Origin of the sequence: Desulfovibrio sp. ZJ200 (assembly GCF_011039095.1) — a bacterium.
In the GTDB taxonomy this organism is placed as follows: domain Bacteria; phylum Desulfobacterota; class Desulfovibrionia; order Desulfovibrionales; family Desulfovibrionaceae; genus Desulfovibrio.
Map to the genome: position 1 here is coordinate 1 of NZ_JAAKEH010000024.1, position 25,374 is coordinate 25,374.

26 protein-coding genes and 1 tRNA gene are annotated in these 25,374 nt (G+C 60.5%); 12 read left to right on the forward strand and 15 right to left on the reverse strand.

What is annotated here, in order from left to right:
* Positions 1 to 414: transposase (locus G7Y52_RS08170; RefSeq protein WP_165068458.1), on the forward strand; the 414-nt coding region annotated here is incomplete at its 5' end.
* A gap of 102 nt (positions 415 to 516) precedes the next feature.
* Here G7Y52_RS08170 and G7Y52_RS08175 read toward each other — a convergent pair.
* The 9 genes from G7Y52_RS08175 to G7Y52_RS08215 form a co-directional block, all read right to left on the reverse strand.
* Positions 517 to 1,569, reverse strand: a complete 1,053-nt coding sequence (locus tag G7Y52_RS08175; RefSeq protein WP_165069902.1) for an FAD:protein FMN transferase — start codon at positions 1,567 to 1,569, stop codon at positions 517 to 519.
* Between the two features lie 101 nt (positions 1,570 to 1,670).
* The gene (locus G7Y52_RS08180) at positions 1,671 to 2,165 is read right to left on the reverse strand and encodes a hypothetical protein (protein WP_165069905.1); all 495 of its coding nucleotides are present in this window, start codon (positions 2,163 to 2,165) and stop codon (positions 1,671 to 1,673) included.
* 12 nt (positions 2,166 to 2,177) lie between these two features.
* Entirely contained in the window at positions 2,178 to 3,104 is a 927-nt protein-coding gene (gene rnfB, locus G7Y52_RS08185) for an RnfABCDGE type electron transport complex subunit B (protein WP_165069910.1), read from the reverse strand.
* Between the two features lie 249 nt (positions 3,105 to 3,353).
* Positions 3,354 to 3,929 carry an electron transport complex protein RnfA gene (locus G7Y52_RS08190; RefSeq protein ID WP_165069913.1) on the reverse strand — a complete coding sequence of 192 codons (576 nt, stop codon included), beginning with the start codon at positions 3,927 to 3,929 and terminating at the stop codon, positions 3,354 to 3,356.
* Positions 3,930 to 4,061: 132 nt separating this feature from the next.
* Entirely contained in the window at positions 4,062 to 4,739 is a 678-nt protein-coding gene (locus G7Y52_RS08195; protein WP_165069917.1) for an electron transport complex subunit E, read from the reverse strand.
* 64 nt (positions 4,740 to 4,803) lie between these two features.
* A complete protein-coding gene (rnfG, locus tag G7Y52_RS08200) occupies positions 4,804 to 5,379 on the reverse strand; it encodes an RnfABCDGE type electron transport complex subunit G (protein WP_165069921.1) in 576 nt (191 codons plus the stop codon).
* The gene (locus G7Y52_RS08205) at positions 5,376 to 6,338 is read right to left on the reverse strand and encodes an RnfABCDGE type electron transport complex subunit D (protein WP_165069929.1); all 963 of its coding nucleotides are present in this window, start codon (positions 6,336 to 6,338) and stop codon (positions 5,376 to 5,378) included. The genes rnfG and G7Y52_RS08205 overlap by 4 nt, the downstream gene beginning before the upstream one ends.
* Entirely contained in the window at positions 6,335 to 7,627 is a 1,293-nt protein-coding gene (locus G7Y52_RS08210; protein ID WP_241159666.1) for an electron transporter RnfC, read from the reverse strand. Before G7Y52_RS08210 ends, G7Y52_RS08205 begins: the two co-directional genes overlap by 4 nt.
* A 7-nt stretch (positions 7,628 to 7,634) precedes the next feature.
* Complete coding sequence (locus G7Y52_RS08215) at positions 7,635 to 8,435, reverse strand: cytochrome c3 family protein (protein WP_165069936.1); 801 nt, start codon at positions 8,433 to 8,435, stop codon at positions 7,635 to 7,637.
* An 847-nt stretch (positions 8,436 to 9,282) separates the two neighbouring features.
* On the opposite strand from G7Y52_RS08215, the gene G7Y52_RS08220 reads away from it, so the two are divergent.
* Positions 9,283 to 9,540 carry a hypothetical protein gene (locus tag G7Y52_RS08220; RefSeq protein WP_165069940.1) on the forward strand — a complete coding sequence of 86 codons (258 nt, stop codon included), beginning with the start codon at positions 9,283 to 9,285 and terminating at the stop codon, positions 9,538 to 9,540.
* 498 nt (positions 9,541 to 10,038) lie between these two features.
* Positions 10,039 to 13,596: an FAD-binding and (Fe-S)-binding domain-containing protein gene (locus tag G7Y52_RS08225; RefSeq protein WP_165069962.1), complete on the forward strand. Its 3,558-nt coding sequence runs from the start codon at positions 10,039 to 10,041 to the stop codon at positions 13,594 to 13,596.
* Here the strand turns inward: G7Y52_RS08225 and G7Y52_RS08230 are convergent.
* Positions 13,556 to 13,786, reverse strand: coding sequence for a hypothetical protein (locus G7Y52_RS08230; protein WP_165069969.1), 231 nt, complete (start codon positions 13,784 to 13,786; stop codon positions 13,556 to 13,558). The genes G7Y52_RS08225 and G7Y52_RS08230 overlap by 41 nt on opposite strands.
* Before the next feature lie 170 nt (positions 13,787 to 13,956).
* Positions 13,957 to 14,364, reverse strand: coding sequence for a thioesterase (locus G7Y52_RS08235; protein WP_165069974.1), 408 nt, complete (start codon positions 14,362 to 14,364; stop codon positions 13,957 to 13,959).
* 945 nt (positions 14,365 to 15,309) lie between these two features.
* Between G7Y52_RS08235 and G7Y52_RS15270 the strand changes: the two genes are divergently transcribed.
* From G7Y52_RS15270 to G7Y52_RS08250, 4 genes are read left to right on the forward strand one after another with little or no spacing between them, the layout of a single operon-like run.
* On the forward strand, positions 15,310 to 15,654 hold the full coding sequence (locus G7Y52_RS15270; protein WP_241159667.1) for a helix-turn-helix domain-containing protein: 345 nt from the start codon (positions 15,310 to 15,312) through the stop codon (positions 15,652 to 15,654).
* A complete protein-coding gene (locus G7Y52_RS15275) occupies positions 15,567 to 15,938 on the forward strand; it encodes a GyrI-like domain-containing protein (RefSeq protein ID WP_241159668.1) in 372 nt (123 codons plus the stop codon). The genes G7Y52_RS15270 and G7Y52_RS15275 overlap by 88 nt, the downstream gene beginning before the upstream one ends.
* A 31-nt stretch (positions 15,939 to 15,969) precedes the next feature.
* Complete coding sequence (locus G7Y52_RS08245) at positions 15,970 to 16,773, forward strand: site-specific DNA-methyltransferase (protein WP_165069982.1); 804 nt, start codon at positions 15,970 to 15,972, stop codon at positions 16,771 to 16,773.
* Positions 16,764 to 16,994: a DNA adenine methylase gene (locus tag G7Y52_RS08250; RefSeq protein WP_165069985.1), complete on the forward strand. Its 231-nt coding sequence runs from the start codon at positions 16,764 to 16,766 to the stop codon at positions 16,992 to 16,994. The genes G7Y52_RS08245 and G7Y52_RS08250 overlap by 10 nt, the downstream gene beginning before the upstream one ends.
* Before the next feature lie 472 nt (positions 16,995 to 17,466).
* Here G7Y52_RS08250 and G7Y52_RS08260 read toward each other — a convergent pair.
* From G7Y52_RS08260 to G7Y52_RS08275, 4 genes are all read right to left on the reverse strand, one after another.
* Positions 17,467 to 17,556 (reverse strand) — tRNA-Ser (locus G7Y52_RS08260).
* A gap of 130 nt (positions 17,557 to 17,686) precedes the next feature.
* The gene (locus G7Y52_RS08265) at positions 17,687 to 17,962 is read right to left on the reverse strand and encodes an HU family DNA-binding protein (RefSeq protein WP_008682784.1); all 276 of its coding nucleotides are present in this window, start codon (positions 17,960 to 17,962) and stop codon (positions 17,687 to 17,689) included.
* A gap of 584 nt (positions 17,963 to 18,546) precedes the next feature.
* Positions 18,547 to 19,374, reverse strand: coding sequence for a glutamate racemase (gene murI / locus G7Y52_RS08270; RefSeq protein WP_165069989.1), 828 nt, complete (start codon positions 19,372 to 19,374; stop codon positions 18,547 to 18,549).
* A gap of 106 nt (positions 19,375 to 19,480) precedes the next feature.
* On the reverse strand, positions 19,481 to 20,428 hold the full coding sequence (locus tag G7Y52_RS08275; RefSeq protein WP_165069993.1) for a sulfite exporter TauE/SafE family protein: 948 nt from the start codon (positions 20,426 to 20,428) through the stop codon (positions 19,481 to 19,483).
* A gap of 267 nt (positions 20,429 to 20,695) precedes the next feature.
* On the opposite strand from G7Y52_RS08275, the gene hisH reads away from it, so the two are divergent.
* From hisH to purB, 5 genes are all read left to right on the forward strand, one after another.
* Positions 20,696 to 21,337: an imidazole glycerol phosphate synthase subunit HisH gene (gene hisH, locus G7Y52_RS08280; RefSeq protein WP_165069998.1), complete on the forward strand. Its 642-nt coding sequence runs from the start codon at positions 20,696 to 20,698 to the stop codon at positions 21,335 to 21,337.
* Positions 21,327 to 22,106, forward strand: coding sequence for an imidazole glycerol phosphate synthase subunit HisF (hisF, locus tag G7Y52_RS08285; RefSeq protein WP_165070001.1), 780 nt, complete (start codon positions 21,327 to 21,329; stop codon positions 22,104 to 22,106). Before hisH ends, hisF begins: the two co-directional genes overlap by 11 nt.
* A complete protein-coding gene (locus G7Y52_RS08290; protein WP_241159669.1) occupies positions 22,100 to 23,035 on the forward strand; it encodes a PP-loop family protein in 936 nt (311 codons plus the stop codon). The genes hisF and G7Y52_RS08290 overlap by 7 nt, the downstream gene beginning before the upstream one ends.
* 564 nt (positions 23,036 to 23,599) lie before the next feature.
* Complete coding sequence (locus tag G7Y52_RS08295; RefSeq protein ID WP_165070004.1) at positions 23,600 to 23,983, forward strand: zinc ribbon domain-containing protein; 384 nt, start codon at positions 23,600 to 23,602, stop codon at positions 23,981 to 23,983.
* A gap of 7 nt (positions 23,984 to 23,990) precedes the next feature.
* Positions 23,991 to 25,301: an adenylosuccinate lyase gene (gene purB, locus G7Y52_RS08300; protein WP_165070007.1), complete on the forward strand. Its 1,311-nt coding sequence runs from the start codon at positions 23,991 to 23,993 to the stop codon at positions 25,299 to 25,301.
* The last annotated feature ends 73 nt before the right edge of the window (positions 25,302 to 25,374 follow it).

Sequence of the window (25,374 nt, forward strand, 5' to 3'; positions counted from 1 at the left end):
GGACGTTGGGAAAGGATAAGCATACTTTCAGCAATCCGGGTAACGGGAGAGACTTGCAGTGTTGTTTTTGATGGGGCACTGGATGGAAAAATGTACAATGCTTATATTGAAAAATTTCTTCTTCCAACGCTTAAAGCTAACGATGTTGTTATAATGGATAATTTGAATGTCCATAAATCAAAAACCGCCCAAAACTTGATAAGGGAAAAAGGCTGCAAGTATATTTTCCTTCCAGAATACAGCCCGGATTTAAATCCCATTGAAAAGATGTGGAGCAAAGTGAAACAATTACTTCGGGGTATGAAAGCAAAAACATGTGATGAACTGTACAAGTCCATTGGAAAAGCATTAAGTTGTATCACACAAAAAGACGCTGAAGGATGGTTTAAATCCTGTGGCTATGTAAAAAGTTAAAAGCAAAATGCTCTAGAGCGTTTTGCTAATAAAATTAGAGCATTTTCAAAGTGAAAATGCTCTACGATCCCATTGTCCGCCAAATTCCCATGCGCGACGGCATCAGGCTGCCCGGCCCGGCCAGCGCGTTGAAACGTGCATGAGGCCGTCCTTGCGCAGCAGGCAACAGGCGCAGCCCGGCAGGGCATCCGCCAGTTGCAGGGCTTCGCGCGCAGGCATGACCGCCAGGGCCGTGGCCAGCGCATCGGCCGTGAGGCCGTCGGGCGCGGTCACGGTCACTCCGGCCAGCGCCGGGCTTTGGCCCGTGGCCGGACTGACCAGATGATTATGCCTTTGCGCGGCGTCGTAAAAAACTTCATAGCCGCCGGAAGTGGCCATAGCGCCGCCCGAGGCAAGCTCCACGATCTGCGGAAAACGCCCGCGCTTCTGAGGATCTTCCACGGCCACGCGCCAGGGCGTATCCAGCGCTTTGCGACCGCGCGCCACAATATCCCCTCCGGCATTGACCAGATGATCCGGGCAGCCCGCGGCCGCAAGCTCCCGGGACATGGCCTCGGCAATATGCCCCTTGGCAATGCCGTCCAGGGTGACGCCCATGCCTGCGCGGGCAAAATCGATCCGGCCCGCGCCGCAGCGCAGATGATCCGCGCCCACCAGTTCCAGGGCCTGGCGCATTTCGGCGGCGTCCACGCGCATGACGCCTTGAGGATTGCGCCCGGCCTCCAGAAGACGCAACACGGGAAGCACGGTCACGTCAAAAGCGCCGTTGGTCACCACGCCCATGCGCCGGGCGCGCTCCAGCAGCGCCATGAGCGCCGGCGGCGCATCCGCCAGCGATCCCGCGGCATTGAGCGCGCTCAGGGCCGAGCCCGCGGCAAAGCGGCTGAACACGTCCGCCAGGCCGCGGCCCACGGCAAAGGCGCGGCCCATGCCCTCTTCAGCCTGCGCCGCCGGGGCATTGGCCACGCTGAGGCTGACAATGGCGCCCATGAACAGGCTTGTCCGGGTCAGGGGAGCATGCCCCGTGTCCACCGCGCCTGCGCCGGCGCGGGCGGTCATGGGCAGCAGCGCAGGCGCCAGAGATGCGGCCGCAAGAACGCCGCCGCCCAAAAGCGCGGCGCGCAAAAAATAACGACGGCTATACTGTTTCGACATGCTGCCTCCGGCTTGCGACATGATTTCAGACTCTGTATCGCGCAAAAATCATGCCCCCTGTTATAACAAGTGTTAGCCACAACAATGCAATTATCATGCTGCTACGTCTGAGAAACAGCGACGTATTGGCGGCGGTCGCAGGTGTATTCCTTACCGTTGCGGCTCTCGCGGATACCCAATCCCGTATCCCCGGTACGGGTCATGCATTGCCCCATCGTCGTGTCGATAAACTCCGACAATTTTTTGGAATTCTCCAGACGCCTTGCGATCCTTTCGCACTTCACATGGTGGCAGTCGCGCCCGTCCAGCACATTATAGATACAGGACACCCCGGTGCGTTTTTTCATGTTCGCGAGCGTGCCCTGTACGGCGACGATAGCATTCTGCAAATTGTCGCACGCAATCTGGACGGAATCCGGCTCATTACGCTGGTTCGGCTGCAAAATGGCGTACGCGATCTTCGCGTCAATGGAGTCAAATCCCGCGTCCAGCGACTGCTGAATCTGTGCCCTCAGCTCCTCCAAATTGGCGGCCGGATGCAGATTCAGCCGGCCGGTCGTGGGATCGTATACCGGGGTGGTGTTCTGACGCGCCATAACAAAATCCTCCTACCCATAGATCTGGGGCTGGGCCGCATTTTGCTCAGGCGCCCGCGCCGTTGCGGGAGCCGCGACGCGAACCGCGTTTCCGGCGTCCTGGCCCGTGCCGGAGGCGGTCTCAAGCGCGCCGGCCGCGCGGGTGTCCCGGAAAATGTGGCGCGGGCAGGCGCTCACGCAGGCCTGTTCGCAGATGGGTCCGTAAGAAAGACATTGGAGCTGATCAATGACAATGCGGTCGTCTTCCAGGCGCACGGCCCTGGCCGGGCAGGCCTTGATACATTTGCCGCATTTGATGCAGCCCACGTTGCAGACATCCATGACCGCGCGCAATTTGTCTCTGGTATTGCAGTAAACGGCGACTCTGGCCCGTTGCGGCGCAAGCTCCAGCACCCCGCGCGGGCAGACGGAGACGCAGACGCCGCAGCCCGTGCATTTGCCCGGCTCCACGCGCACCAGGCCGTCGCGCACTTGCATAGCCCCAAAGGGGCAGGCCTGCACACAGTCGCCGAAGCCCAGACAGGAATACACGCAGACGTCCGTGCCGCCGCGCATCAAGGCTGCGGCCGCGCAGGAAGGCATGCCCTGATACTCATAGCGCGGGGCCACCTTGCCGCTCAGCTTGTCGCAACGCCGCAACGCATAGAGAGGCTCGGCCTCGGCCACGGTCTTGCCCGTGAGCTCGCCCACGGCAATGCTCGTTTCCGCGCCTCCGGCGCAGCATTTATTGGCCGGAATCGCCGGATCGTTCACAACCGCAGTGGCATACCCTTCACACCCGGCAAAACCGCAGCCCCCGCAGTTGGCTCCGGGCAAGGCCTCCACCACGGCTTCCACCCTGGGGTCCTCCCTGACGTAAAAAATCCGCGAGGCCACGGCCAGGATGATCGAGGCCGCAAGCCCCAGGGCCAACAGGGTCAGAATGGAGACAACAACCATAACGGCATCCTCGGCTGGAACAGATTACCGGAAAAACGCCGCTCCCGGCCAGATCGGCGAAAGCGCGTTGCGCATTGATTCAGTGGGCGCAAATGCCCGTCGCACGCGCATTGCAACGTGAAATGCGTACATATCAGATAGTCCTGTTTTCCCTTTCCGCAAGCGTCGTTCGAAGCTTCAGGCCGAAACTTCAGGCCGTGGATCGCGCCCGCCGCCGGGCAGAACAAAAAAACCGGCGCGCGCGGGGCGTCACTGGCCCATGCCCTTGAAGCCCATGAAGGCCAGTGACATGAGCCCGGCCATGATCAGGGCAATGGGCGTTCCGGCCATGACTTTGGGCAGGCGACAGGTGTCCAGGCGCTCGCGGATGCCGGCCATCAGCAGCAGGGCCAGCGTGAAGCCCACGCTGTAGGCCGCTGCCCAGAGCAGGGAATCGACCAGCTCAAAACCCTCGCGCTGCACCAGAATGGCCACGCCCATCACCGCGCAGTTGGTGGTGATCAGCGGCAAAAAAATGCCCAGCGCCGAATACAGCGGGGGCACGGCTTTTTTCAGAAACATCTCCACAAACTGCACCAGAGAGGCAATAACCACAATAAAGACAATAGTCTGCAAATAGTCCAGATTATACGGATCGAGCACATGGCGCTGCATGAGCCAGGTGCACAGCGTGGCGACGAGGGTCACGAAAATCACCGCGCTGCCCATGCCCAGAGCCACGCCTTTTTCCCTGGAACAGCCAAGATAAGGGCAGTTGCCCAGATACTGCGCCAGGACGATGTTATTGACGAAAATGGCGGAAATAAAAATCGCAAAAACTTCCATGTGCCGCTCCTTGCCGCTATGGCGTACAGGCCCGGGGCAGATAGCCGTGATGCCGTTGTTCAGAGCGCGCGTGCCGCAGGCGCGACCGTACCCGGAAACAGGCACTGTGGATCGGCTCCCGCGCCGACATGCTTACTGCTCCTCGCGCGCGCCCAGGCCGCAGGCCCGGCAGCCGCCGCACCCCTGGTTCATGGCCTGAACCTGCGCGCCCTTGCGTCGGGCCTGCCAGACATTGATCACATTCATGCCCGCCAGGATCAGGCCCAGGCAGATGAAGGCGCCCGGGGCCTGGACCATGATCCGGAACGGCTCAAAGTTTTCCCACATGACGCTGTGGCCGAACCAGGTGCCATTGCCCAGAATTTCGCGCAACGAGCCCAGAAAGGTCAGGGAGAGCGTAAAACCCAGGCCCATGCCCAGGCCGTCGGCCACGGACCCGGCCACGCCGTTTTTGGCGGCAAAGGCTTCGGCCCGGCCAAGGATGATGCAGTTGACCACGATCAAAGGCACAAAGATGCCCAGTTGCTGATACAGTGGATACGCATAGGCCTGCATGAGCAGTTCCACGGCCACCACCAGGGAGGCCGCAATGACGATGAAGCAGGCGATGCGCACTTTTTTCGGAATAATGCCGCGCACCATAGAGATCAGCATATTGGAGAGCACCAGCACAAAAATAACCGCAAGGCCCATGCCCAGGCCGTTGTCGGCCGAATTGGTCACGGCCAGGGTGGGGCAGAGGCCCAGCACCAGGCGGAACGGGGGCAGCTCTTTCCAGAGCCCCTTGGTAAATTCCTTCATCACGGTCATGACTGCCTCCATAAGGCAAGGGCGGCGCACAAGGCGGCGAGCGGGGCCTGCCCGCGCGGCCCGCTTACTTGCCCCAGGCTTTGAGAATCTCCGGCTTGAGCTGGCTGTACACCCTGGCGGCCTTGTTCACGGCAGCCACAACGCCGCCTGAGGAAATGGTCGCGCCGGAAACGGCATCAATGCTGCCCCCCTGCGACGCAAGAGCCACGGGCAGGCCAGCGCCAAAGAACTGCCCGGCAAAGGCCGATTCCGTGACCCGCATGCCCAGGCCCGGCGTCTCCTTCAGGGTTGTGATGCCGATGCCGGCCAGCGCATCGCTGCCCACATCAAAGCCCACCATGACCCCGATCTCGCCGCCATAGCCCTTTCCTTTTTCTTCCAGGGCCACGCCCACCAGCGTGCCGTCGCGCAAGGCCGGAAAGACCATGACCTTGCCGTCTGGCGAGTCAAAGGCGCGCCGGTCGGCTATGGGGGAATTCTGGATGTGGCTGAAAACCCGCGCCAGGGCCGGGCCCTGCACATAGGTGAGCACCTGCTCCTCAATGCGCGGCGCAGTGACCATTTTCAAATACGACAGGGCGAAGCCGGACAGCCCGCAGAGGACCGAGAGCACCACCACCATTCGCAGCATACCGATCATGACGAGCGCGCTCCAAAAGGTTTGGGACGGATCATATCCAGATAAGGGGTCAGCAGATTGATCAGCAGGATGGCGAAGGGCGCGCCGTCCACATAGCTCCCGTATTTGCGGATGATGATCACCAGCGCGCCGCCGAGCAGCCCGTAAATGAACATGGGCAGCGGCCTGGAGGGGGCATTGGCCGATTCCGTGGCCAGAAAGAAGCCGCCCAGCATCACCGAGCCGGTGCAGAGATGAAAAAAGGGCGAGGCGTTGAGCGCCGGTTCCATCATAGAGTAGAGAGCCCCCAGACCGGCCACGCCCAGAAAGAAGCCCAGGGAGATCTGCCAGCGGACAATCCCGCGCGCGGCCAGAAAGGAGCCGCCCAAAAAGAGCGCGCCCGCCTGACTTGCGCCCAGGCCCCCGATTTGCCTGCCCAGCAGCAGATCCTGAAAAGGAACGGCGGCCGCGGCAGACGCGCCGAAATACTTGAGCCGCGCCAGAGGATCGACAAAATCCGTGGCCAGTTGCATGGCGTTGGGGTCCATGAGCAGAGGGAAGGAGAGGAAGAGCACGGCCCAGCCCGTCAAAGGCGTGTTCACCGGGTTGGCCCCCAGGCCGCCGAAGGCCATTTTGCCGAGGGTCACGGCCACGAACGCGCCGAGCATGACCAGCCACCAGGGCGCGGCGGCAGGCAGCAGAAAGGCCAGCAACAGGCCGGAGTTGACGGCCGTGAAATCGTCTATGGAAAGCTCGCGGCCCATGACTTTCTGGCAGAGGGCCTCAGTGAGCACGGCCGCTGTCACGCACAGCGCCATAACCCGCGCCGCGGGCAAGCCCCAGTTCCAGAGGGCCGAGAGCACGGCCGGGGCAAGGCCCGCCAGCATGTACAAACTGGTCTTGCGGATGGTCCTCCCGCAATGCCAGTAGGGCGGGGCGCTCATGGCCAGGAGCACGGACGGCGTTGCGGCGGACATCATTCACCTCCCTGCGCCGCGGCAGCCGGGGACGCGGCCGCGCCCGCCGTCGGGCCCTGCGGCGCGGCGATCTGAAGTTCCCGGAGTCTGGCCGCTGCGTCGGCCTGGGCCAGTTTGTATTTGGACAGGCGGATATATTGCAGCACCGGTCGCCGGGCAATGCAGACATAGCCGCACAGCCCGCATTCAAGGCAGCAGTCGATATGCTCGGCGCGGTTGCGTTCGTGCAGGGCGAACTCGGCATTGCGGCTCAGAAAGCTGGGGCTCAGACGGGCCGGGCAGATCAGCACGCAGGCGCCGCAATTGATGCAGGGGCTGTGGCCCTCCATGGGCGGAATGGTCCCCTCCTCCACCACGAATACACCGGTGGAGCCCTTGGTGACGCTGCGATCGAGCTTATCCAGGCTTTCTCCGCGCAACGGGCCGCCACGCACCAGAGTATCGCCGTTGTGCAATTCAATGTTGGCAAAGTGCAGCAGTTCGCCGAGCGTGCTGCCCTCTTTGACGATATAATTGCCCGAATGCGTGTAGCTGCCCAGGGTCAGCACGGTTTCGATCAGCGGCAGGCCGGTGCGCGCCACGCGCCCAAGGCTCCAGACATTGTGCAGGCCCACGATGCCCACGCCCTCGGGGCGCTCCTTGCCGGTGACGGCCTTGATTACCAGCGCGTTGACGCTGGCCGGATACCAGGCCGGCACATGGACTACCTCAATATCGTGATAGTGCAGGCGCATTTCCTTGGGCACGGCCAGTAAAATCTTTTCCGCCGGAGACAGACGGCGCAGCACGTCCAGCCCGGCCTTGAGATTGTCCAGATGGGTGAGCAGCATGGGCTCGGCCCAGGCCACGCCGGGATCGGGATTCAGACCATTGATGATCAGGGTCTTGCAGTCCTGGCCCAGAGAGCGGGTGTTCAGGCCCAATCCTTTGAGAATTTTGGCCAGATCCGCGCCGCGCTCGGGCCGGGCCGCAAGATCCACTTTTTCCACGGCGTCGGCGGCCTGTCGCAGTTTCTCATCGGGCTCCACGGCCTCCACGAAAATACTGCGCTTGCTGATTTCCGTGATCTGCCCGAAAATGGGGGAAAAGGCGTCGCCCTTTTGTGGCGAGGGGTGCACGGCCAGACGCATCCGGGGATAGACCAGGGTCTTTTTCTTGACGCCCTCCACCAGCTTGAAGCCTTCGCGATTGAGCCGCACAAGCCGGGGCTCGGGCCCTGTGCTGAAGCGCTGCGTCACCCCGTAGAGCAAATGGAAACGGGGGTCGTTCAACATCTGGAATAACTCTTTCATCCCCGCCTCACTTGCTGGTATGGCATTGCGCGCACTGTTCCTTGCCGTAGGGTCCCTTTTTCTCCTTTTCATGGCAGCCCATGCACAAGGTATGGTAGGCGTCCATGCGCCCGGGGATCAGCTTTTCCGCGGGCAGGCCGTGGCAGACGGCGCAATTGGTGAACATGGGATTGAGCCTGACGAGCCCCTCTTCGGGCAGGATGTCGCGCACGGCTTTCTGACTGTGGCATTGGGCGCAGCCCCTGGCCTTGGCCGCGAACATCTCTTCGTGGCAGGTCAGGCAGCGAGCGTGCACGGCATCGGCCAGATTGGGCGGCGTGCCTTCCTCGGCTTTCTTGCTGGTGGGCGCGCCGGACTCATGGCAGTCGGCGCAATTTTGCGGCTCAGGCTCGATTTCGGTATTTTTGTGGTGGCATTCGCGACAATCCAGGCCGTAGTCTTCCTGATGCTTTTTGTGCCCCCACTTTTTGGGGCCAAGCTCATAATGGTGACAGGTGGCGCAGGCGGCATTGTCATTGAAGGCGACAATATGATTTTTTTTGAAAGCCGCGTTCACGGCGATTCCGTGGCAGGATTCACAGCGTTGGACGTTTTCACGCTGTACCGGGCTTTCATGGTGGCATTTCTGACAGGGGATCTTCAGCTGGAAGGCGTGATCCGCATGCTGAAACACCACCGGGCCGCCGGCATTATCCAGCAGCACGCGCCGGGGCGTCGCCTCGCGCGGCTCCGGCAGCAGATAGCCCACAGCAGCCACTGCCGCCAGAACCACAGTCAACAACGCAATGGGCAGATACCGCTTTTGCAACGTCTCGCACTCCTTCGCTAGGGTCAGCCTTCATGAAAACACCGTCCGCGAAAAGCCGAATTTTTTCGGCCGGCAAGGCGCACGGCAAACATTGGGCGAAGCTGTATTGAACATACCGCGAGGTCAATTGGCCTTGCAACGCCGCCGGACGGAAAAAGGCGGCTTTGCAGCAGGTGGAGTAATGAGGGCTGACCCTACCCCCCCCGAACATGCCTCACGCCCCTGAAGGCGCCGCCCTCTCTGTTCCGGCCGTGATGGAAGCGGAACGCGCCCGCACAAGGTATACGGCATGATGCAAATTGTGCCGTGCCCCGGACGCAGCTTTCTTGAGACTTCTCAGCCTTCTTATCAAATATTTTTCCTTTTGGGAAGGCAAGTTAGAATCTTTTTTTGCTGCTCCATTTTTCACGAGCCGCCTGCCGTGAAAAAAAAGAGCGCGCCTGGCCGCCTGTTGGATTGTTTGAGCATTCAATGAAGCTCGACATACAATACGGATTCCTCCCCCGTGTTGTGCACTGCGGCAGAGTGCCCCCCACTGAAGCCTGGACGCGAAAAGATGGCAGCGCAGTGATTGAAAATGGATATTTTCAATCAAAAGATGCTCTCAAGCAGGAAGCGAATTCCGGAAGCCGCCCGGCGGGCAGTCATGGGGAAAAGCGCGTATGGCCCGTGATTGCAGCAATATCGTCCCTTGCCGCTTGCCTCGCTGGCGAAAAGAGGCTATAGGCAAAAAAACCGTGCGGAGCGTTGATGCTGTGACAATGCTCCGGTGTTGCAGAGCGCGCTCCAGGCCTTGCCCGGGGAGCGTTGCAAACCAATCTGCTCTACAGAGGCGATGTCAGAGCGTATGAACAAGAGCCCTATTGTTGTCAAAGGCTATGTGACGGCAGTGCCGCGCGAGCTGGACGGCCGCCAGGCCCGCGTAGCGGTGGTGCAGGACGATGTGGAATATCGCGTGATGCCCAGGGGCGCCGGGGTGGATCTGGACGACGAGGTCAGCGTGCCCGTGGAGGCCACCGGCCTGCTGGAAGAGGCGGACGGCGTGTTCTACCTTACAGTGCGCGGCTATAAAGTGCTGGAAGACGATTCCTGGCTGGAAGAATAACAACGCTCAGCCTGGGGTCAGCCCTCATCAAACCATGCAAAGCCGCTTTTTTACGTCCGGCGGCGTTGCAAGGCCAACATTGACCTTGCGGTATGTTCAATACAGCTTCGTCCAATGTTTGCCTTGCGCCTGCGCCTGTCTCTGCTGTCGTCATCCGTACGGCGGCACAGCCGCCAACGGCTGACGCGCGCGGCGGGCATGGCTCCGCCCTGCCAGAGCGTTTAGCTGATTTCATGAGCAAAACGCTCTAATACTTCCATTGACCCTGAACCTGGCAAACAAAGCCAACCTCATGGGAGGATTCACTTCTGGAGTGAAATTCCTTTCTCAACCATGTAAAATTACAATGAATTTTTTACGGAAATCCTCTCAACGGCGAATCCCTCCCGCAACAGCCTCTGCTTGCCATTGACGCCCGGAAAACGTAGATTAAATGCTTCCCCCACGAGCCCCCGTATACTCACGACAGCCATCCGCAGCATATTGAGGTAGATGATCATGCCCCATAAGGGTCCGCATATTTCCATTTCGCCCGATTATGTGGTGAACCGCATCCTGAAGATCAATATCGACGATTTCGCGGAATGGCCCGAATCCGTGCGCAATCTGGCCATTGCCATTGCCGAGGAGCTCTTTTTGGTGGCCTATAATCCCTTTATCGACGCCGATACCGTGCGCGGCAGCGTGCGCGAGAGCTTCGAGCGGGAATCCGTGGCCCTGGCGCATTATTATGCCACGGCCATCGGCGAGGGCATCACCATGTTCTGGTCCGCCTATGAGGCGGAGGCCGAATTCCGGGGCAGGCTCATTGACGCCCTGCGCCGCCACCTGCCGGAGGAATGTATCCTCACTGAGCCGTCCGCCCTGGTGGAGACGGCCACGGACGCCACGGATCTGCGCATGGAGCTGCCGCTGCTGGTGGTGGAGCCGGATACCACCGAGCAGGTTGCCGGGCTGGTCAGGCTGGCCAATGATATGAAGTTTGCGCTGATCCCGCGCGGCGGCGGCTCGGGCATGACCGGCGGGGCCGTGCCCGCGCGCAAGCGCACCCTGATTGTCAGCCTGACCCGCCTGACCGGCATCGGCCCCATTGATTTGGAACAGATGACGGTCACCTGCCAGGCCGGAGCCATCACCCAGGACGTGATCAACGCCGTGGATGCGGCGGGCGCGTTCTTTACTGTTGATCCGGCCTCCAAGCAGGCCTCGTCCATCGGCGGCAATGTCTCGGAAAACGCGGGCGGTCCCAGCGCCTTTGAATACGGCACCACCCTGGACAATCTGCTCTGGTGGCGGATGGTCACGCCAACCGGCGAAATCATCACTGTGGAGCGCGAAAATCATCCCCGCCACAAGATCCTGCCCGATGAAACGGCCGTCTTTGCGGTCAAGGACGTCAGCGGAGGCGTGCGCAACGTGGTGCACCTGCGCGGCGACGAGATCCGCCTGCCCGGCCTGGGCAAGGACGTGACCAACAAAGCCCTGGGCGGCCTGCCCGGCATGCAGAAGGAAGGCGTGGACGGCATCATCACCGAGGCCTGTTTCATCATCCACAAAAAGCCGCGACACAGCCGGGTCATGGTCCTGGAATTTTTCGGCCGCTCCATGCACCCGGCGGCCGTGGTGGTGCGCGAGCTGGTGGAATTGCGCAACCGCATCCGGCAGGAGGGGGACTACGCCCATCTTTCGGCCCTGGAGGAATTCAACGCCAAATACGTGCAGGCCATTGAATACAAGCGCAAGTCCGAAAAATACGAGGGCCTGCCCATTTCCGTGATCATTCTCCAGGCCGACGGCGACGACCCCTATCTGCTGGATAAATGCGTGGGCGACATCGTCTGCGTGGTGGAGAAGCAGGACAACGTGGACATCATCGTGGCCCGGGATGACAAGGAGGCCGAGCGCTTCTGGGAGGACCGCCACCGTCTCTCGGCCATTGCCAGGCGTACCTCGGGCTTCAAACTCAATGAGGACGTGGTCATCCCCATGGAGCGCATCCCGGATTTCGCGCTCTTTCTGGAACAGCTCAACCTGGAGTGCACTGCCGCGGCCTATCGCTACGCCTTGCAGGAAGTGGGCCGCCTGCCGGGCTTTCCCCTGGAGGACAAGGATTTCAACCGCGAGTTTTCCCAGGCTTCCAGGGCGGCGTCCGGCGACGTGACGGCCACGGATCTTTCGGACAGCGAAATGACCGCGCGGGCCGAGGCCTTTCTGGCGCAACTGGCCGAAAAATATCCCCATCTGGCCGGAAAAATCGGCAAGATCCGCGAGTACATGGAGGCCAGCCGCATTGTGGTGGCCAGCCACATGCACGCGGGCGACGGCAACTGCCATGTGAATATTCCGGTCAATTCCAACGACGCGCACATGCTGGAGGAGGCCGAGGAAACAGCGGCGCGGGTCATGGCCGAATGCCAGGAAATGGGCGGCGAGGTTTCAGGCGAGCACGGCATCGGCATCACCAAGATCGCTTTTTTCGGCAAGGACAAAATGGATGCCCTGCGCGCCTTTAAAGAGCGCGTGGACCCCCGCGACGTGATGAACCCGGCCAAACTGGTGCACCGCGAGCTGCCGGTGCGCCCCTTTACCTTTTCCTTCAACCGTCTGATCCGCGACATCCGCGAGAGCGGCCTGCCGGACAAGGAAACCCTGATCAGCCTGCTCACGGCCATTCAGATCTGCACCCGTTGCGGCAAGTGCAAGCAGGTCTGCGCCATGTGCTATCCCGAACGCTCCATGCAGTACCATCCCCGCAACAAAAACATGGTGCTGGGCATGCTGCTGGAGGCGGTCTATTATTCTCAGGTCAACAAGGGCCGCATTGACGAGCGCCTGCTCAAATGGCTGCGTGATCTGGTGGAGCACTGCACGGCCTGCGGGCGTTGCATGGCCAACTGCCCGGTGAAGATCCCTTCCGGCGAAGTGGCCCTGAGCCTGCGCGCCATGCTGGCGCACGAAGGCGCGGGCGGCCACCCGCTCAAGGAGCGGGCCCTGGAATGGCTGGCGCGCGACGTTGCGCGCCGCGCGCCCAAGGCCGCCAAAATGGCTTCCCTGGGCCAGAAGATGCAGAACAAGGTTCTGGGCTTTGTGCCGGAGATCTGGAAAAAGCGGATGCAAAATCCACTCTTTTCCGGGCGCGGGCCCAAGATGGGCTACACCAATCTGTACGAGGCGCTCAAGCTGCACAGAGGCTCGCTCTTCACGCCCGGCGAGCCTCGGGCCGACATGCCCTGCGCGCTCTATTTTCCGGGCTGCGGGGGCGCGCTCTTTTACGATCGCATCGGCATGTCCTCGATCATGCTTATGCTCAAGGCCGGTTTCGCCGTGGCCGTGCCGCCCCGGCATCTCTGCTGCGGCTATCCGTTGCTGGCCGCGGGCATGGATACGGCTTTTGAAGACAATCTGGCCCGGAATCGCCAGTATCTGGCGGCCATGCTGCGCAATCTGGCCAAGCAGGGCTTTGCGTGCGGATATCTGGTTTCGGCCTGCGGCTCCTGCCGCGACGGCCTGGAACGTCTGCATCTCGAAGAGCAGTTCCCGGAACTCCGGCGGCGGGATGTGAGCCAGCTTGTGCTGCCCCTGCTGGATAAAAACGCAATCCTGACCGGCGCGGCCGGAACGGAAGGGGGCGGCAGTCTGATCTATCACGGGGCCTGCCACTGCGAATGGGCGGACGTGCATAAAATCAAGGGCCAGAAACAACTGGTCAAGGCGCTGGCGGAGTTCAGCGGCCGTGCAATCAGCCTTAACCCCGGCTGCTGCGGCGAGTCGGGCATGGGGGCCATGACCTCGCCGCAGATCTACAACCTGCTGCGTTCGCGCAAGCAGGCTCGCCTGGGCAAAGCGTTTGAAGAGGGCTGCCAGGGGCCGGTGGTGGTGGGCTGTCCCTCCTGCAAGATCGGCATTGCCCGCTGCCTGATCAGGATGCACGACAAGCGCCCGGTGCTGCATGCGGTCGAGTGGCTGGCCTCTTTGCTGGACGGCGAGGACCGGCGGCAGAGTTTTCGCAAAAAGGTCAATGAGACCCGCGGGGAAGTGCGCGTGATTGACATCTAGAGCAGATTACCTTTGACTTTTTATGAAAGTCAAAGGTGGCATTCAGGCGAAAAACGCGGTTTTCGCCTGAATGTACGCCGCATTGCGGCGGCTGCCGCTTTCGCGTCAGCAGAGCACTTTCAAAGAGAAAATGCTCTGGAGCGTTTTGCTTTTGAAACGCTCGCTCCGCGGCGTGTAACGGCGCAAGCACATTTCGCCTGCGCCTCTCTCTGCTGTCGTCATCCGTAAGGCGGCACAGCCGCCAACGGCTGGCGCTCGCGGCGGGCATGGCTCGACACGCGGACGGCGGGCGCCTGTTCAGGCATGACCCGGCGTCTGTTGCACGGGCACGCAAACACGAGAAGCGTAAAGCCGTCCGGTTCAGGGCCGGGACGCTTTGGCCCGGGTTCTGTTTTCAAATTTTTCCTTGTCGACCACCACGCGTTCATGGATGCCTTTGCCGATAAGACCCGCCTCGTCATGGGCTTCCACCCTGAAAGTCAGGCCCTTGCCGTTGGAAGACACGGCAATCAGCTCGGCGAAGAAGCGAACTTTCATGCCGCTGGGCGTTGCCGCCAGATGGGAAACGTCAACGCGCGTGCCCACCGTGGTCTGGCCTTGCTCAAGGGCGTCCTGCACGGTAGCCACGGCCGTGCCTTCCATGCCCGCGATCATCATGGCCGTGGAATACACGGACACCAGGCCGCTGCCGATCCTGTCGGCCAGCAAGGCCTCCGTGACAATCGCCTCCGAGTTGCCTTGCAGCCCGGTTTGCAGAGTCGTCTTCATGCGCACACCTCGTTTGCGGCACAGAGTTTGGCGCGCCGCTTTGCGCGGCGTCGCACCAGGGTCAGTCCTCATTACACCGCCTGCTGCAAAGCTGCATTTTTCCGCGCGTCGGCGTTGCAAAACGAAAACTGACCTTGCGGCAGTTCCATACAGCGTGGCCTGTTTTCCGTTTTGCGCCTTGCCGCCCGAAAAAATGCAGCTTTCGCGGATGGCATTGCAATGAGAGCTGACCCTAAGCTTTCCTTGCAAGCCGGGCAGTTGTCAAGAGTAAACCGCCTTGGAGGCATTCACGTTTTCAATGAACGCGATACACGAATAAGGCGAAATCACAGCAAAAAAAGTTCAAAAATCATCACAAAGGTGAATGTCTCCCGCCTTGCGCGCAGGGCAAAAAAGCGCACGCAGCGAAGCGCCTTTCAGGCGCGGATCTGCTGTAATGCGTCGTGCCAGCCCGGATTGTTTCAGAGAGGAAAAAGTATGCCTTGCCGCAATCCGCCCTTTATCCAACGCGCCGTAAAACTTCCCTTCAGGGGGAGGATATAAGGCGCGCTGTGACTGGAATTTTGACTTTCCTGCCTTTGTTTGCTAACAGGTGACACGGCGCAGGGCATGCCGTGTCAGCCTGTGGAGATAGTGAGACTTGGGGAAATAGGGGGTTGGTTCGTACCCGTAAATTCCCCATGTGGGAATGTTTGCGGCGAAGACCAAGCCTTGCTCCTCTGGGCAGTCTCGAGGAAGCAGGAGCCCGCCTGTGGCGCGGCTCGGTAGAGCCGCTGCCGATAGAAATCCCCCGACTTCAGGCGGGGAGAATGTCAATTTTACGAGCAGCGCAGTAACAAGGTTTTGGATGCCGTTTCCCGAGAGCCGGCGCATGCTTTTTCCCTTGAGGAGCTGGCAGTCATAGCCTGCCTTTCCCCTTTTCATCTGCATCGGGTGTTCAGCGCCATGACCGGCGAAACGCCGGGCGCGCGCCTGCGGTGTCTGCGTTTGGAAACCGCGGCCAATATGCTGCGTTATTCTCCGGGCCAAACGGTGACGGCCATTGCGCATGCTTGCGTTTTTTTCTCTTCACAGAATTTCGCCCGCATGTTCCGGGAATGGATGGGTGAGAGTCCAGGCCGGTTTCGGGCAGCTTGCGGCCAAGGCAAGCCGCCTGCGCCGCGAGCGCAAAACCGCAAGCAGCCGTTTGTCAGGCCTCTCTGTTGGAGTATGTTGCCGATGTTGCGGGCAATGCCGTCCGCGTCACAATGGCAGCCAATGCCGCCGTGCAGGCGAAAGAAGGTGCAGTGAAGGTCGAGATCAAGAATTTTCCCGGCTGTCGGGTGGCCTGTGTGCGGCAGATCGGGCCCTACGGGCCGACCCTGCAGGACGCCTGGACCAGGAGTACGAAATGGGCCGGAAAAAATGGTTTGCTCGGCCCGGAAACCGCCGCGCTCGGCATCAGTTGGGACAATCCGGAGCTGACGCCGCCCGAGCGATGCCGCTACGACGCCTGCGTGGTTCTGCCCGAAGACTTTCAGAATCCCGGTGCGCCGACTGTAACAAAAGTGTGCCCGGGCAAGGCGCGCAACTGAAAAAGCCACGGGCTTATAGTAAAATAAGGCCATGCAAAAATTTTATGAAAAAGAAGATGTAATTTTATTTCAGGGTGATTGTATTGAAATTTTAAGTAAGGCAACTCCAGAATCTATTGATATGATTTTTGCAGATCCGCCGTACATGCTTTCTAACGGCGGAATGACTTGTCAATCTGGTAAAATTGTTCCCGTAAACAAAGGAAAATGGGATGAAAGTAAAGGTTTAAATGAAGATTTTGAATTCCAGCAAAAATGGATTAATGCTTGCAAAAGAGTTTTAAAACCTAACGGAACTATTTGGATTTCAGGAACCTATCATTCAATCTATATGTGCGGTTTTGCTTTACAGAAAGCCGGTTTTAAAATTCTGAATGACATTTGCTGGTTTAAGCCAAACGCTTCTCCTAATATGAGTTGTCGCTATTTTACTGCAAGCCATGAAACTTTATTATGGGCAAGAAAAGACCCGAAAGGCAGGCATACTTTCAACTATGAAACTATGAAAAATGGAGATTGGGGCGATGATATTCTTAAAAAACCAAACAAACAAATGCGTTCGGTTTGGCAGATAGAGACACCAAAGCCATCAGAAAAAGATTTTGGAAAACATCCAACACAAAAACCTTTAGAATTGTTAAGACGCATAATCCTCGCCTCAACTGACAAAGACGATTTAATACTCGACCCATTCACAGGAAGCTCAACAACTGGTATAATGGCAGTAGAGCTAGGTAGGAAATTTATTGGAATAGACGTAGAAAAAGAATATTTAGACCTTTCTATCAAAAGGTTTGAACAAGTATTTTTAAAAAAGGCCAAAGTATGGCAGTAGTTCTTGAACAGTTAAAAAGTGAAACACATCCAATCGTCAAGTGGGTTGGCGGCAAGCGTCAACTTATGTTTGAACTGATTAAAAACATGCCAAAATCTTACAATCGTTATTTTGAACCTTTTATTGGCGGTGGAGCATTATTTTTTGCATTGCAACCTCAAAATGCATATATTGCGGTGGATCTAAACTCAATGAAACAGCAAGAAGCTATAAGACGTTAGCCAAGGAAGTTGCAACGATAGATGGCGTAACTTTTATTTGGTTTACTGATGGTTGTGGTTGGCATAGCGCTAAAAACAATCTCGAAGAAACCTTTGATGTTTTGGATACAGTATACAATATTCAAGATTTGGAAGATGGAGTACTAAAAAGGATTTTATAATGAATATAACAGAAGCTACACAAAAGACAATTAGTTCTATTTTAGAGAATATCCTATGCTGGCATCATCTGCAAGTGCCGTACTGGCTGCCAGTGGGATATGCTGCCTGCCTGTTGCGGTTCCAAAAGCACGGTTAACGAACACTCGCGTGGCTGAAAGGATTTCGTCGTGTCCGAACGCGGTATTGTCGGAGACTGAGGAACTTTATGGGCATGGTATATCTTGCATCTGCATGTATTCTTTGGAAAAAAATTCCTCAGCAAATTTTATGCCGGATATCTTCAGTTCGCAGTCTATAGTGTTATTTCTTCTGGCGGAAGGGGAGGGATTTGAACCCCCGGATGCCTCACGGCATCAACGGTTTTCAAGACCGCCGCATTAAACCGCTCTGCCACCCTTCCACACGGAAAAAGCCGCAAATCTTCACACGCCACAACATGAGGCGCTTCCTGCCCAACAGTCGCAAAAGGGAGACGGCGCCTTTCCCAGAGGCAAAGGCGCCGCCGAAAATAAACATGGCTGCCGCCGTGCTTACTTGATGGCGTCCTTGAGACCCTTGCCGGGGGTGAACTTGGCAACTTTGCTGGCCGGAATGGTAATTTCTTTGCCGGTGCGGGGATTGCGGCCTTTGCGGGCGGCGCGGGCCACAACCTTGAAGCTGCCGAAACCGGTGAAAGTAACGGATTCGCCGTCGGCGAGGGCTTCGCGCAGCGAGGCCACAACGGCGTCAAGGGCCTCTTCCGCCTTGGCTTTGGTGGGCAAGCCGGCCTTGGCATGAATTTTTTCTACAAGCTCAGCTTTCGTCATGATATTTCTCCGTAGAGGATTTCGGGGTTCCCCGTTTTGTGCCGAGCCTGACTGAGCCGGGTCCGGTCGGCATCGTGTGCGGTTCGGATACGTTGCTCGGCAAGCTCAGCCACGGTTCGCGCCATTGAGTATATGCAGCGTGGCCGCGGGCAGGGCCCAGCGACCGTAACTTTGCTTTCTCTAAGGAATGCGGCCTGCCGTGTCAATATAAAAAGCGCGGATTTGCCCGTCCGCTCTGGTTTTCTCGGCAAAAGCCCGCATGCGCCCGTGTCTGCGGCAAGGCGTGGGGAAAGCGCGTAGCGTTGTTGCAAGGTTCTCTATGTGTTAGAGCAATTTCACTTTGAAATTGCTCTGGCGGCCGCGGGAGCGGACGCCCGCGCCGAATGAGCGTCCAGACCGCGTTGCGGTAGCCGTTAGCAAGCTTTGCTTGCTTACGGATAGCGACAGCGGTTGCGTTGACTGGCTGCCGCAGTAACCAGTTGCTGTCTTCATCCGTAGCTTCCTTCGTCGCAACGGCTGAAGCCTGGACGCGAAATGATGGCAGCGCCGCTTTTGAAATTGAATAATTTCAAAAGCAAAATGCTCTAAATGTCAACAAGCTCAACTTCCGCTGTTTTCAGCGGCTGCTCCAGAAAGAGGCTGCCGGTGCGCGCAAAGCGACTCTGATTATCTGTGGTCAAAAAACGGCAGTGCCCGACGCCGCCGCGGCGCAGCAGGTTCAGGCGGGTGAGCTCGGCCTCCACACTTTCCGCGGTGGTAGCCGCGGAGTCGACAATGCGCACCTGGGGGCCTACTACCTTCTGGAGGGCCGCTTGCAGCAGAGGAAAGTGCGTGCAGCCCAGCAGCAGGGTGTCGGGACGCGCAGCCGTGACCGCCGGGGAAAAGATGTCTGCCAGGTAACGCCGGGCTATGCCTTCAACCAGGGGGCCGTCCATCCAGCCCTCTTCGGCCAGAGGCACAAACAGCGTGCAGGCCCTGCCCAGAACATGCGCCTCGGGCCGGATGCGGGCAATAGCCCGCTGGTATGCGCCGCCGGAGATTGTCGCTTCAGTTCCGATGACCACAATTTCCCCGTTGCGGCTGGCTCTGGCCGCGGCCAGCGCGCCGGGCTCCACCACGCCCAGCACGGGCAGAGGCCAGAGCCGTTCGCGCAACTGGGGCAGGGCGGCGGCCGTGGCCGTATTGCAGGCCACCACCAGCATCTTCACGCCGCTGTCCACAAGTTTTTGCGCGGCTTTCAGCGTGTAGCGGACGATGGTTTCAGCGCCCTTGGTGCCGTAGGGCAGGCGAGCCGTATCGCCCAGGTAGAGCAGATCTTCGGTCGGAAGACGGCGGGACAGGGCCTTGAGCACAGTAAGGCCGCCCATGCCCGAATCAAAGAGGGCCACAGGCAGCGTGGAAACGTCTTTCATGATCATCCTTCAGGGCAGCCGTAAAAGGCATCCGTTTTTCAACGGCCTGATTTTCTGTGTGCCGTTGCGCCGCCAGGCGTTGTCCAGGACAAGCGCGCCGCAGGATTCAGAAAGCTTGGCTCAAATAGCGGATAGCTGTAAAGAGTAAAATAGCCGCCAGAAGATATTTCAAGGCTGCGGCAGGCACGAATTTTTGACAGCGCGCGCCCGCATACATGCCCGCCATGCCGCCCAGGCCCAGCAAAAGCCCCAGCCGCCAGTCCGGCGCAATCGTCAGGCCGGGGTAGAAAGGGGCCAGCAGGGCGTAAAAGCCGACGCCCGCCACGGAGGTCAGAAAGGTGGCGAAAAGCGAGGCCCCGGCCACGGCATAGACCGGCAGGCCGAAGAAGGAGACCAGAAAGGGAGCCATTATCGCGCCGCCGCCGATGCCGTAAATGCCGCCCACCAGACCCACGATCAGGCTGAGCAGGGCAATGCCCCGGCTGGAGACCGCAAATGTTTGCTCCTGGAAGCTGAAGATCAGTTCCCGGCTGTTCCAGACCTGTACCCGGCAGGAGCTCTCCAGGCCAGTGGCACGGCTCTTGCCGTCGCGGGCGGCGTGGAAGGCCCGCTCGGCCCTCGCGGCATTGTCCCGGCCCGGAGAAACCACGCCCCGCCGCCTGGACCACAAATCCCAAAGCATTCTGCCGCCCACATAAAGCAGCACGAGTCCCGCAAAGATTTTAAAGTGATGCGGGTCAGGCAACCAGTTGATCCGGATCAGAGCCCCGGCAAAGACGCCGGGCAGGGTGCCCAGGGCCACGGTCAGGGTCAGCGGCCAGAGCAGGCGGCCTTCGCGCCAGTAGCGCCATACCCCGGCGGGGCAGGCCAGCACGTTGAAAAACTGGTTGGTGGCGCTGACGCTGGGGTTAACGTAGCCGAGAACGCTCATTTGAAAGGGCAGAAGCAAAAACGCGCCGGAAACGCCGCCCATGGAAGTTACGAACGAAACGCCCAGGGCCACGGCAAAGGGCAGAAAAGGCGAGCAGTCAATGCCTGCGGTGGGAAAATACATGGCTCCTCCCGCGAGTCGCGCCGGAAGTCCGGCCGGGCTGCGCCCGTTGATGCCGCAACGGCGGCGCGATCAGGATGATCACGGTTATAAGCATAACCGTGATTATTGTTTTTGTCATCCGGGCGCACGCACAAGAATGCGCCCGGCCGCGTCGGCAGGACGGAGCGCGCCCGTATCCTCCCGCATTGCCTGCCGGGCCCGAAATCGTTATATTCCTGGCGCACGGCCCGTGTTGGCGCAGGCCGCGCTGCAAACCGAGGGAGGACCATGCTGGCCATTTTGGATTACAAGGCAGGCAACCAGACAAGCGTGCGCCGCGCCCTGGAGCATCTGGCAATACCCTGCGCCATTACGGCGGATGCCGCAATTCTGGAAAGCGCCCGGGGCATCATCTTTCCGGGCGTGGGCGCGGCGGGGCAGGCCATGCGGGCGCTGCGCGCCGCCGGGCTGGACGCTGTCCTGCGCCGGGCCGTGGCCGCCGGGCAACCGCTTTTGGGCATCTGCCTGGGCTGCCAGATACTGCTGGAGCGCAGCGAGGAAAACGCCACGCCCTGCCTGGGCGTCGTGCCCGGCATCTGCCGCCGCTTTGAGGACGATCTCCGGCAGGAGGACGGTTCCCGGGCCCCTGTGCCGCACATGGGCTGGAACAGCCTGCGCGCGCGCGCTTCCTGCCGCCTGCTGGCGGGCATAGAACCCGCAGCGGAGTTTTACTTTGTGCACAGCTATTATGCGCAGCCCGATCCCGCCTTTGTGATCGCCACCACGCGCTATGGCCGCGAATTCTGCTCCCTCTACGGCCGCGACGGGCTCTGGGCCGCGCAATTCCACCCGGAAAAGAGCGGGCGGCCGGGGCTGGCCCTGTTGCGCAATTTTTATGACTATTGTCTGGAGGCGCGCCATGCTCAGTAAACGGGTCATCCCCTGCCTGGACGTGCGCGCCGGGCGGCTGACCAAGGGCATCAGATTCTCCGGCAACGAGGACATCGGCGATCCTGTGGAAAGCGCCCGGCGCTATTATGAAGAAGGCGCGGACGAGATAGTCTTTTACGACATTACCGCCTCGGCCGAGGCGCGCGGCATTTTTCTGGACGTGGTGGAGCGCGTGGCCGCGCAGATTTTCATCCCCTTTTGCGTGGGCGGCGGCATCGGCACTGTGGAGGATATGCGCGCCGTGCTTCTGGCCGGCGCTGAAAAAATCTCGGTCAATTCCGCGGCTGTGCAAAATCCCCGCATCATCGCCGAGGGCGCGGCTGCCTTCGGCTCCCAGGCCATTGTGGTGGGCATGGACGTGCTGGCCGTGCCTGCCGGCGAGAGCGTCCCCTCGGGCTATGAAATCGTGATCCACGGCGGGCGCAAGCGCATGGGCCTGGATGCCGTGGCCTGGGCGCGCCGTTGCGAGGAGCTGGGCGCGGGCGAGCTTTGCGTCAATTCCATTGACGCGGACGGCACCAAAAACGGGTACGAGCTTACGCTGACCCGGGCCATAGCCGATGCCGTGTCCATTCCGGTGATCGCCTCCGGCGGCGCGGGCGAGCCCAGGCACATGCTCGAGGCTGTGCGCGAAGGCGGGGCCTCGGCCGCGCTGATCGCCTCCATTGTGCATTACGGCGAGTACAGCATCCGGGATTGCAAGGAATACATGGCCGCGGCCGGGGCCAAAGTGCGGCTGACATGGTAGACGCCCGGCAGGCGCAAGCGCTGGCGGCAAAGCTGCCCGCTGCATTGACGCGATTGTTGCGCGGCGCGCAAAATGCCGACGCAGACGGCGGGCCGGGCCAAAAGCGCAACAACGGTCCGCGTCTGGCCGTGGCTTTTTCCGGCGGTCTGGACAGCCGTTTTCTCTGCCACGCGGCGCGGCTCTGTGGCGTCGACGTGCTGGCTCTGCACGCGACCGGGCCGCATATCCCGCAGGAGGAAAGCCGCGCGGCAATCCAATGGGCGCACGCCAACGGCCTGCCCCTGGCGCTTCTGCATTTCAATCCGCTGCTTTTGCCGGAGGCGGCGGCCAACAGCCGCGAGCGCTGCTATGTCTGCAAGCAGGGCTTGATCGCGGCCATGCGGGCCGTCCTGGCCGCCCGGGGCGAAACGGCCCGCCTGCTCTGCGACGGCAGCAATGCCGGCGATGGCAAAGCCTTCCGGCCCGGGCTGCGGGCTCTGGCCGAGGCCGGGGTGCGCTCGCCCCTGGCTGAAGCGGGGCTTTGCAAAGCCGCAATCCGCGCGCTGGCCGCGAGCACCGGCCTGGACAATCCCGGCCAGCGGGCCCGGCCCTGCCTGCTGACCCGGTTGCAGTACGGCCTTGCGCCCGATTCCGCGCTGCTGGCGCGTCTGGCCGCGGCCGAGGCGGCCCTGGCAAGGCTGCCCTCGCAGGACAAAGAGCCCGCACTGGGGGATTTTCGCCTGCGCCTGACCCCGGCCCCTGTTTTGCAGGTCACCCGCGTGCCCGCAAGCGCGCGGCACTTGCTGGACGCAATTCTGGCGCGCTACGGTTTCACTCCGTACACGCTGCGGGAAAGCGGCGCCGTGAGCGGCTTTTTCGACGCTGCGCCCTTGCGGCACGCGGCGTGCCTGCATTCTGCAACGTGCGCGCCGCTTGCGAAAAAGGCGTGAGCCGCCAGGGTTGCCGCAAAGGGGCTCTGGACTTTATTGAAAAAACGGCATAAGAATAATTGCTTATATCGTTTGCGTAAAAGAGCCGGGGGAGCACCCCGCCAGGAGGAAAATCATGGCTCACAAGAAAGTCGAACGGAAAAAAGAACTGGATCGCCGCCGCAAGCGCCGCGCCGAGCGTCTGAAGCAGCGCGTGCGTGAAGCCAGGGCCGCCAAGGCGTAAGGCGCGTTGCAGCGCAGCGCGGCCGTGGCCTGAGGGGATCTGCCCTGCGGGCTTGCGCTATGCTTTCCCGCGCCTTTGCCTGTTCCGTCAGGGTACTGTGTGCCCCTGCCCGGAAGCTTGGATCTCTCCGGGTGGGGTGTCGTTCGCGCGGGTTGGCCGGCAATATCCGCCTGGCTTTCCGGTTCAAGGCTTGTCAGGAATGCTCTGGCTTCCTTGCGGAAAGCGCGTTCGCTTGCCGCGAAAGAACCCCGTACGTCCCGGCGTCCGCAGCAACGGGCGCTTCATCTTCAGCATGGCGGACCTGCGGCTCCTGCGAGTCAGGCCCGCTGTTGACGTCGATCATGCCTATCTATGAATATCAATGCCCGCAATGTGGGCATCTGTTTGAGGAATGGGTCAAGGCTTCGGACGCGCATGGGCAGGAACCCTGCCCCCACTGCGGCGCGCCTTCGCCCCGGGTTATTTCCCACACGTCCTTTGTGCTCAAGGGCGGCGGCTGGTACGTCAGCGACTACGGCTACCGCAAGGGCATCAAGGAAGAGGGCGAGGCTCCGGCTCCGGGCACGAGCGACAAGCCCCAGGCGGCTGACGCGCCATCGGCCGCGGCTCCGGCCGCAAGCCCCGCAAGTCCTGCCGCAGCGCCCAAAAACGACGCATCCGCAGCCCCGCCCAAAGCCCCGGCGTCCCCCGCGGGCGGCAAAACCGGCGTCAATGCGGCTTCATGAGGAAATCATGATCGAACGCTACACCCGCCCGGAAATGGGCCGGATCTGGACTCTGGAAAACCGCTATCGCGCCTGGCTCGCCGTGGAGCTGGCCGTCTGCGAGGCGTGGTGCGAGATGGGCCGCATTCCGGCCGAGGCCATGCAAACGATCCGGGCCAGGGCCGAAGTCGACGTGGAACGCATTCTGACCATTGAGGAAACCACGCGCCATGACGTGATTGCCTTTCTGACCGCGCTGGAGGAAAAGGTAGGGCCCGAGGCCCGCTTCATTCACCTCGGCTGCACCTCGTCGGACATTGTGGATACGGCCAACGCCCTGTTGCTGGCTCAGGCCGGGGAAGTGATTCTCACGGATCTGGGCGCCCTTCTGGACGTGCTGAAAGATCTGGCTTTCCGGCACAAGGGCGTGCTCTGCATGGGGCGCACGCACGGCATCCATGCCGAGCCCACCAGCTTTGGCTTGAAAATGGCCGGCTTTTATGCGGAATTCTCGCGCCACCGTGTCCGGGTCCAGGCTGCTCTTGAAAGCGTGCGGGTGGGCAAGATTTCCGGGGCCGTGGGCACCTACGCCTTTCTTTCCCCGGAGCTTGAGAGCAAGGCCCTGGCCCGGCTGGGGCTCAGGGTCGATCCGCATTCCACCCAGATCATCCAGCGCGATCGCTACGCGCACTTTTTCACCTCTCTGGCGATTCTGGCCGGGGGCGTGGAACGGCTCTGCGTGGAGCTGCGCCATCTCCAGCGCACGGAAGTGCTGGAAGCGGAAGAGGGCTTCGCCAGGGGGCAGAAGGGTTCTTCCGCCATGCCTCACAAAAAGAATCCCATTTCCGCTGAAAACATGAGCGGCCTGTCGCGGCTGATCCGCTCCAACGCGCTGGCCTCCCTGGAGAATCAGGCCCTCTGGCACGAGCGCGACATCAGCCATTCCTCGGTGGAGCGGGTGATCATGCCCGATTCCACTATCCTGGCCGACTATGTTCTGGCCCGTCTTGCGCGCCTGCTCCGCGGGCTGACGGTCAAGCCCGAGCGGATGCGCGAGAATATGGAGCGTTCCTTTGGCCTTTATTTTTCGCAACGCGTGCTCACGGCCCTGATTGCCGCCGGGCTTCCCCGGCAGCAGGCCTATGAGGCCGTACAGCGCCTGGCTATGCAGAGTTGGGAAAGCCGCCGCCCCTTTCCGGAACTGGTGCAGGAGAATGCGGACATGCGCGCCCGGCTGGGCGAGGCACGTCTGGCGGAGCTTTTTGACCCCGCCTTTTATCTGCAGCATGAGGACGCCATTTTCGAGCGTGTCTTCAACTCCGGCGCGGCGGCAAACTGAGTCAGACAAAAATGTCCACCCCCGCGCCGGACAGACGCGGATGCAGACGGCCTGCTCCGATCAGGCCGGAGCC

Coding starts and splice junctions, on each gene's coding strand:
- G7Y52_RS08175 (WP_165069902.1), bottom strand. CDS start 1,569: ATGTCGAAACAGTATAGCCGTCGTTATTTTTTGCGCGCCGCGCTTTTG.
- G7Y52_RS08180 (WP_165069905.1), bottom strand. CDS start 2,165: ATGGCGCGTCAGAACACCACCCCGGTATACGATCCCACGACCGGCCGG.
- rnfB (WP_165069910.1), bottom strand. CDS start 3,104: ATGGTTGTTGTCTCCATTCTGACCCTGTTGGCCCTGGGGCTTGCGGCC.
- G7Y52_RS08190 (WP_165069913.1), bottom strand. CDS start 3,929: ATGGAAGTTTTTGCGATTTTTATTTCCGCCATTTTCGTCAATAACATC.
- G7Y52_RS08195 (WP_165069917.1), bottom strand. CDS start 4,739: ATGACCGTGATGAAGGAATTTACCAAGGGGCTCTGGAAAGAGCTGCCC.
- rnfG (WP_165069921.1), bottom strand. CDS start 5,379: ATGATCGGTATGCTGCGAATGGTGGTGGTGCTCTCGGTCCTCTGCGGG.
- G7Y52_RS08205 (WP_165069929.1), bottom strand. CDS start 6,338: ATGATGTCCGCCGCAACGCCGTCCGTGCTCCTGGCCATGAGCGCCCCG.
- G7Y52_RS08210 (WP_241159666.1), bottom strand. CDS start 7,627: ATGAAAGAGTTATTCCAGATGTTGAACGACCCCCGTTTCCATTTGCTC.
- G7Y52_RS08220 (WP_165069940.1), top strand. CDS start 9,283: ATGAACAAGAGCCCTATTGTTGTCAAAGGCTATGTGACGGCAGTGCCG.
- G7Y52_RS08225 (WP_165069962.1), top strand. CDS start 10,039: ATGCCCCATAAGGGTCCGCATATTTCCATTTCGCCCGATTATGTGGTG.
- G7Y52_RS08235 (WP_165069974.1), bottom strand. CDS start 14,364: ATGAAGACGACTCTGCAAACCGGGCTGCAAGGCAACTCGGAGGCGATT.
- G7Y52_RS15270 (WP_241159667.1), top strand. CDS start 15,310: ATGACCGGCGAAACGCCGGGCGCGCGCCTGCGGTGTCTGCGTTTGGAA.
- G7Y52_RS08245 (WP_165069982.1), top strand. CDS start 15,970: ATGCAAAAATTTTATGAAAAAGAAGATGTAATTTTATTTCAGGGTGAT.
- G7Y52_RS08250 (WP_165069985.1), top strand. CDS start 16,764: ATGGCAGTAGTTCTTGAACAGTTAAAAAGTGAAACACATCCAATCGTC.
- G7Y52_RS08265 (WP_008682784.1), bottom strand. CDS start 17,962: ATGACGAAAGCTGAGCTTGTAGAAAAAATTCATGCCAAGGCCGGCTTG.
- murI (WP_165069989.1), bottom strand. CDS start 19,374: ATGAAAGACGTTTCCACGCTGCCTGTGGCCCTCTTTGATTCGGGCATG.
- G7Y52_RS08275 (WP_165069993.1), bottom strand. CDS start 20,428: ATGTATTTTCCCACCGCAGGCATTGACTGCTCGCCTTTTCTGCCCTTT.
- hisH (WP_165069998.1), top strand. CDS start 20,696: ATGCTGGCCATTTTGGATTACAAGGCAGGCAACCAGACAAGCGTGCGC.
- hisF (WP_165070001.1), top strand. CDS start 21,327: ATGCTCAGTAAACGGGTCATCCCCTGCCTGGACGTGCGCGCCGGGCGG.
- G7Y52_RS08290 (WP_241159669.1), top strand. CDS start 22,100: ATGGTAGACGCCCGGCAGGCGCAAGCGCTGGCGGCAAAGCTGCCCGCT.
- G7Y52_RS08295 (WP_165070004.1), top strand. CDS start 23,600: ATGCCTATCTATGAATATCAATGCCCGCAATGTGGGCATCTGTTTGAG.
- purB (WP_165070007.1), top strand. CDS start 23,991: ATGATCGAACGCTACACCCGCCCGGAAATGGGCCGGATCTGGACTCTG.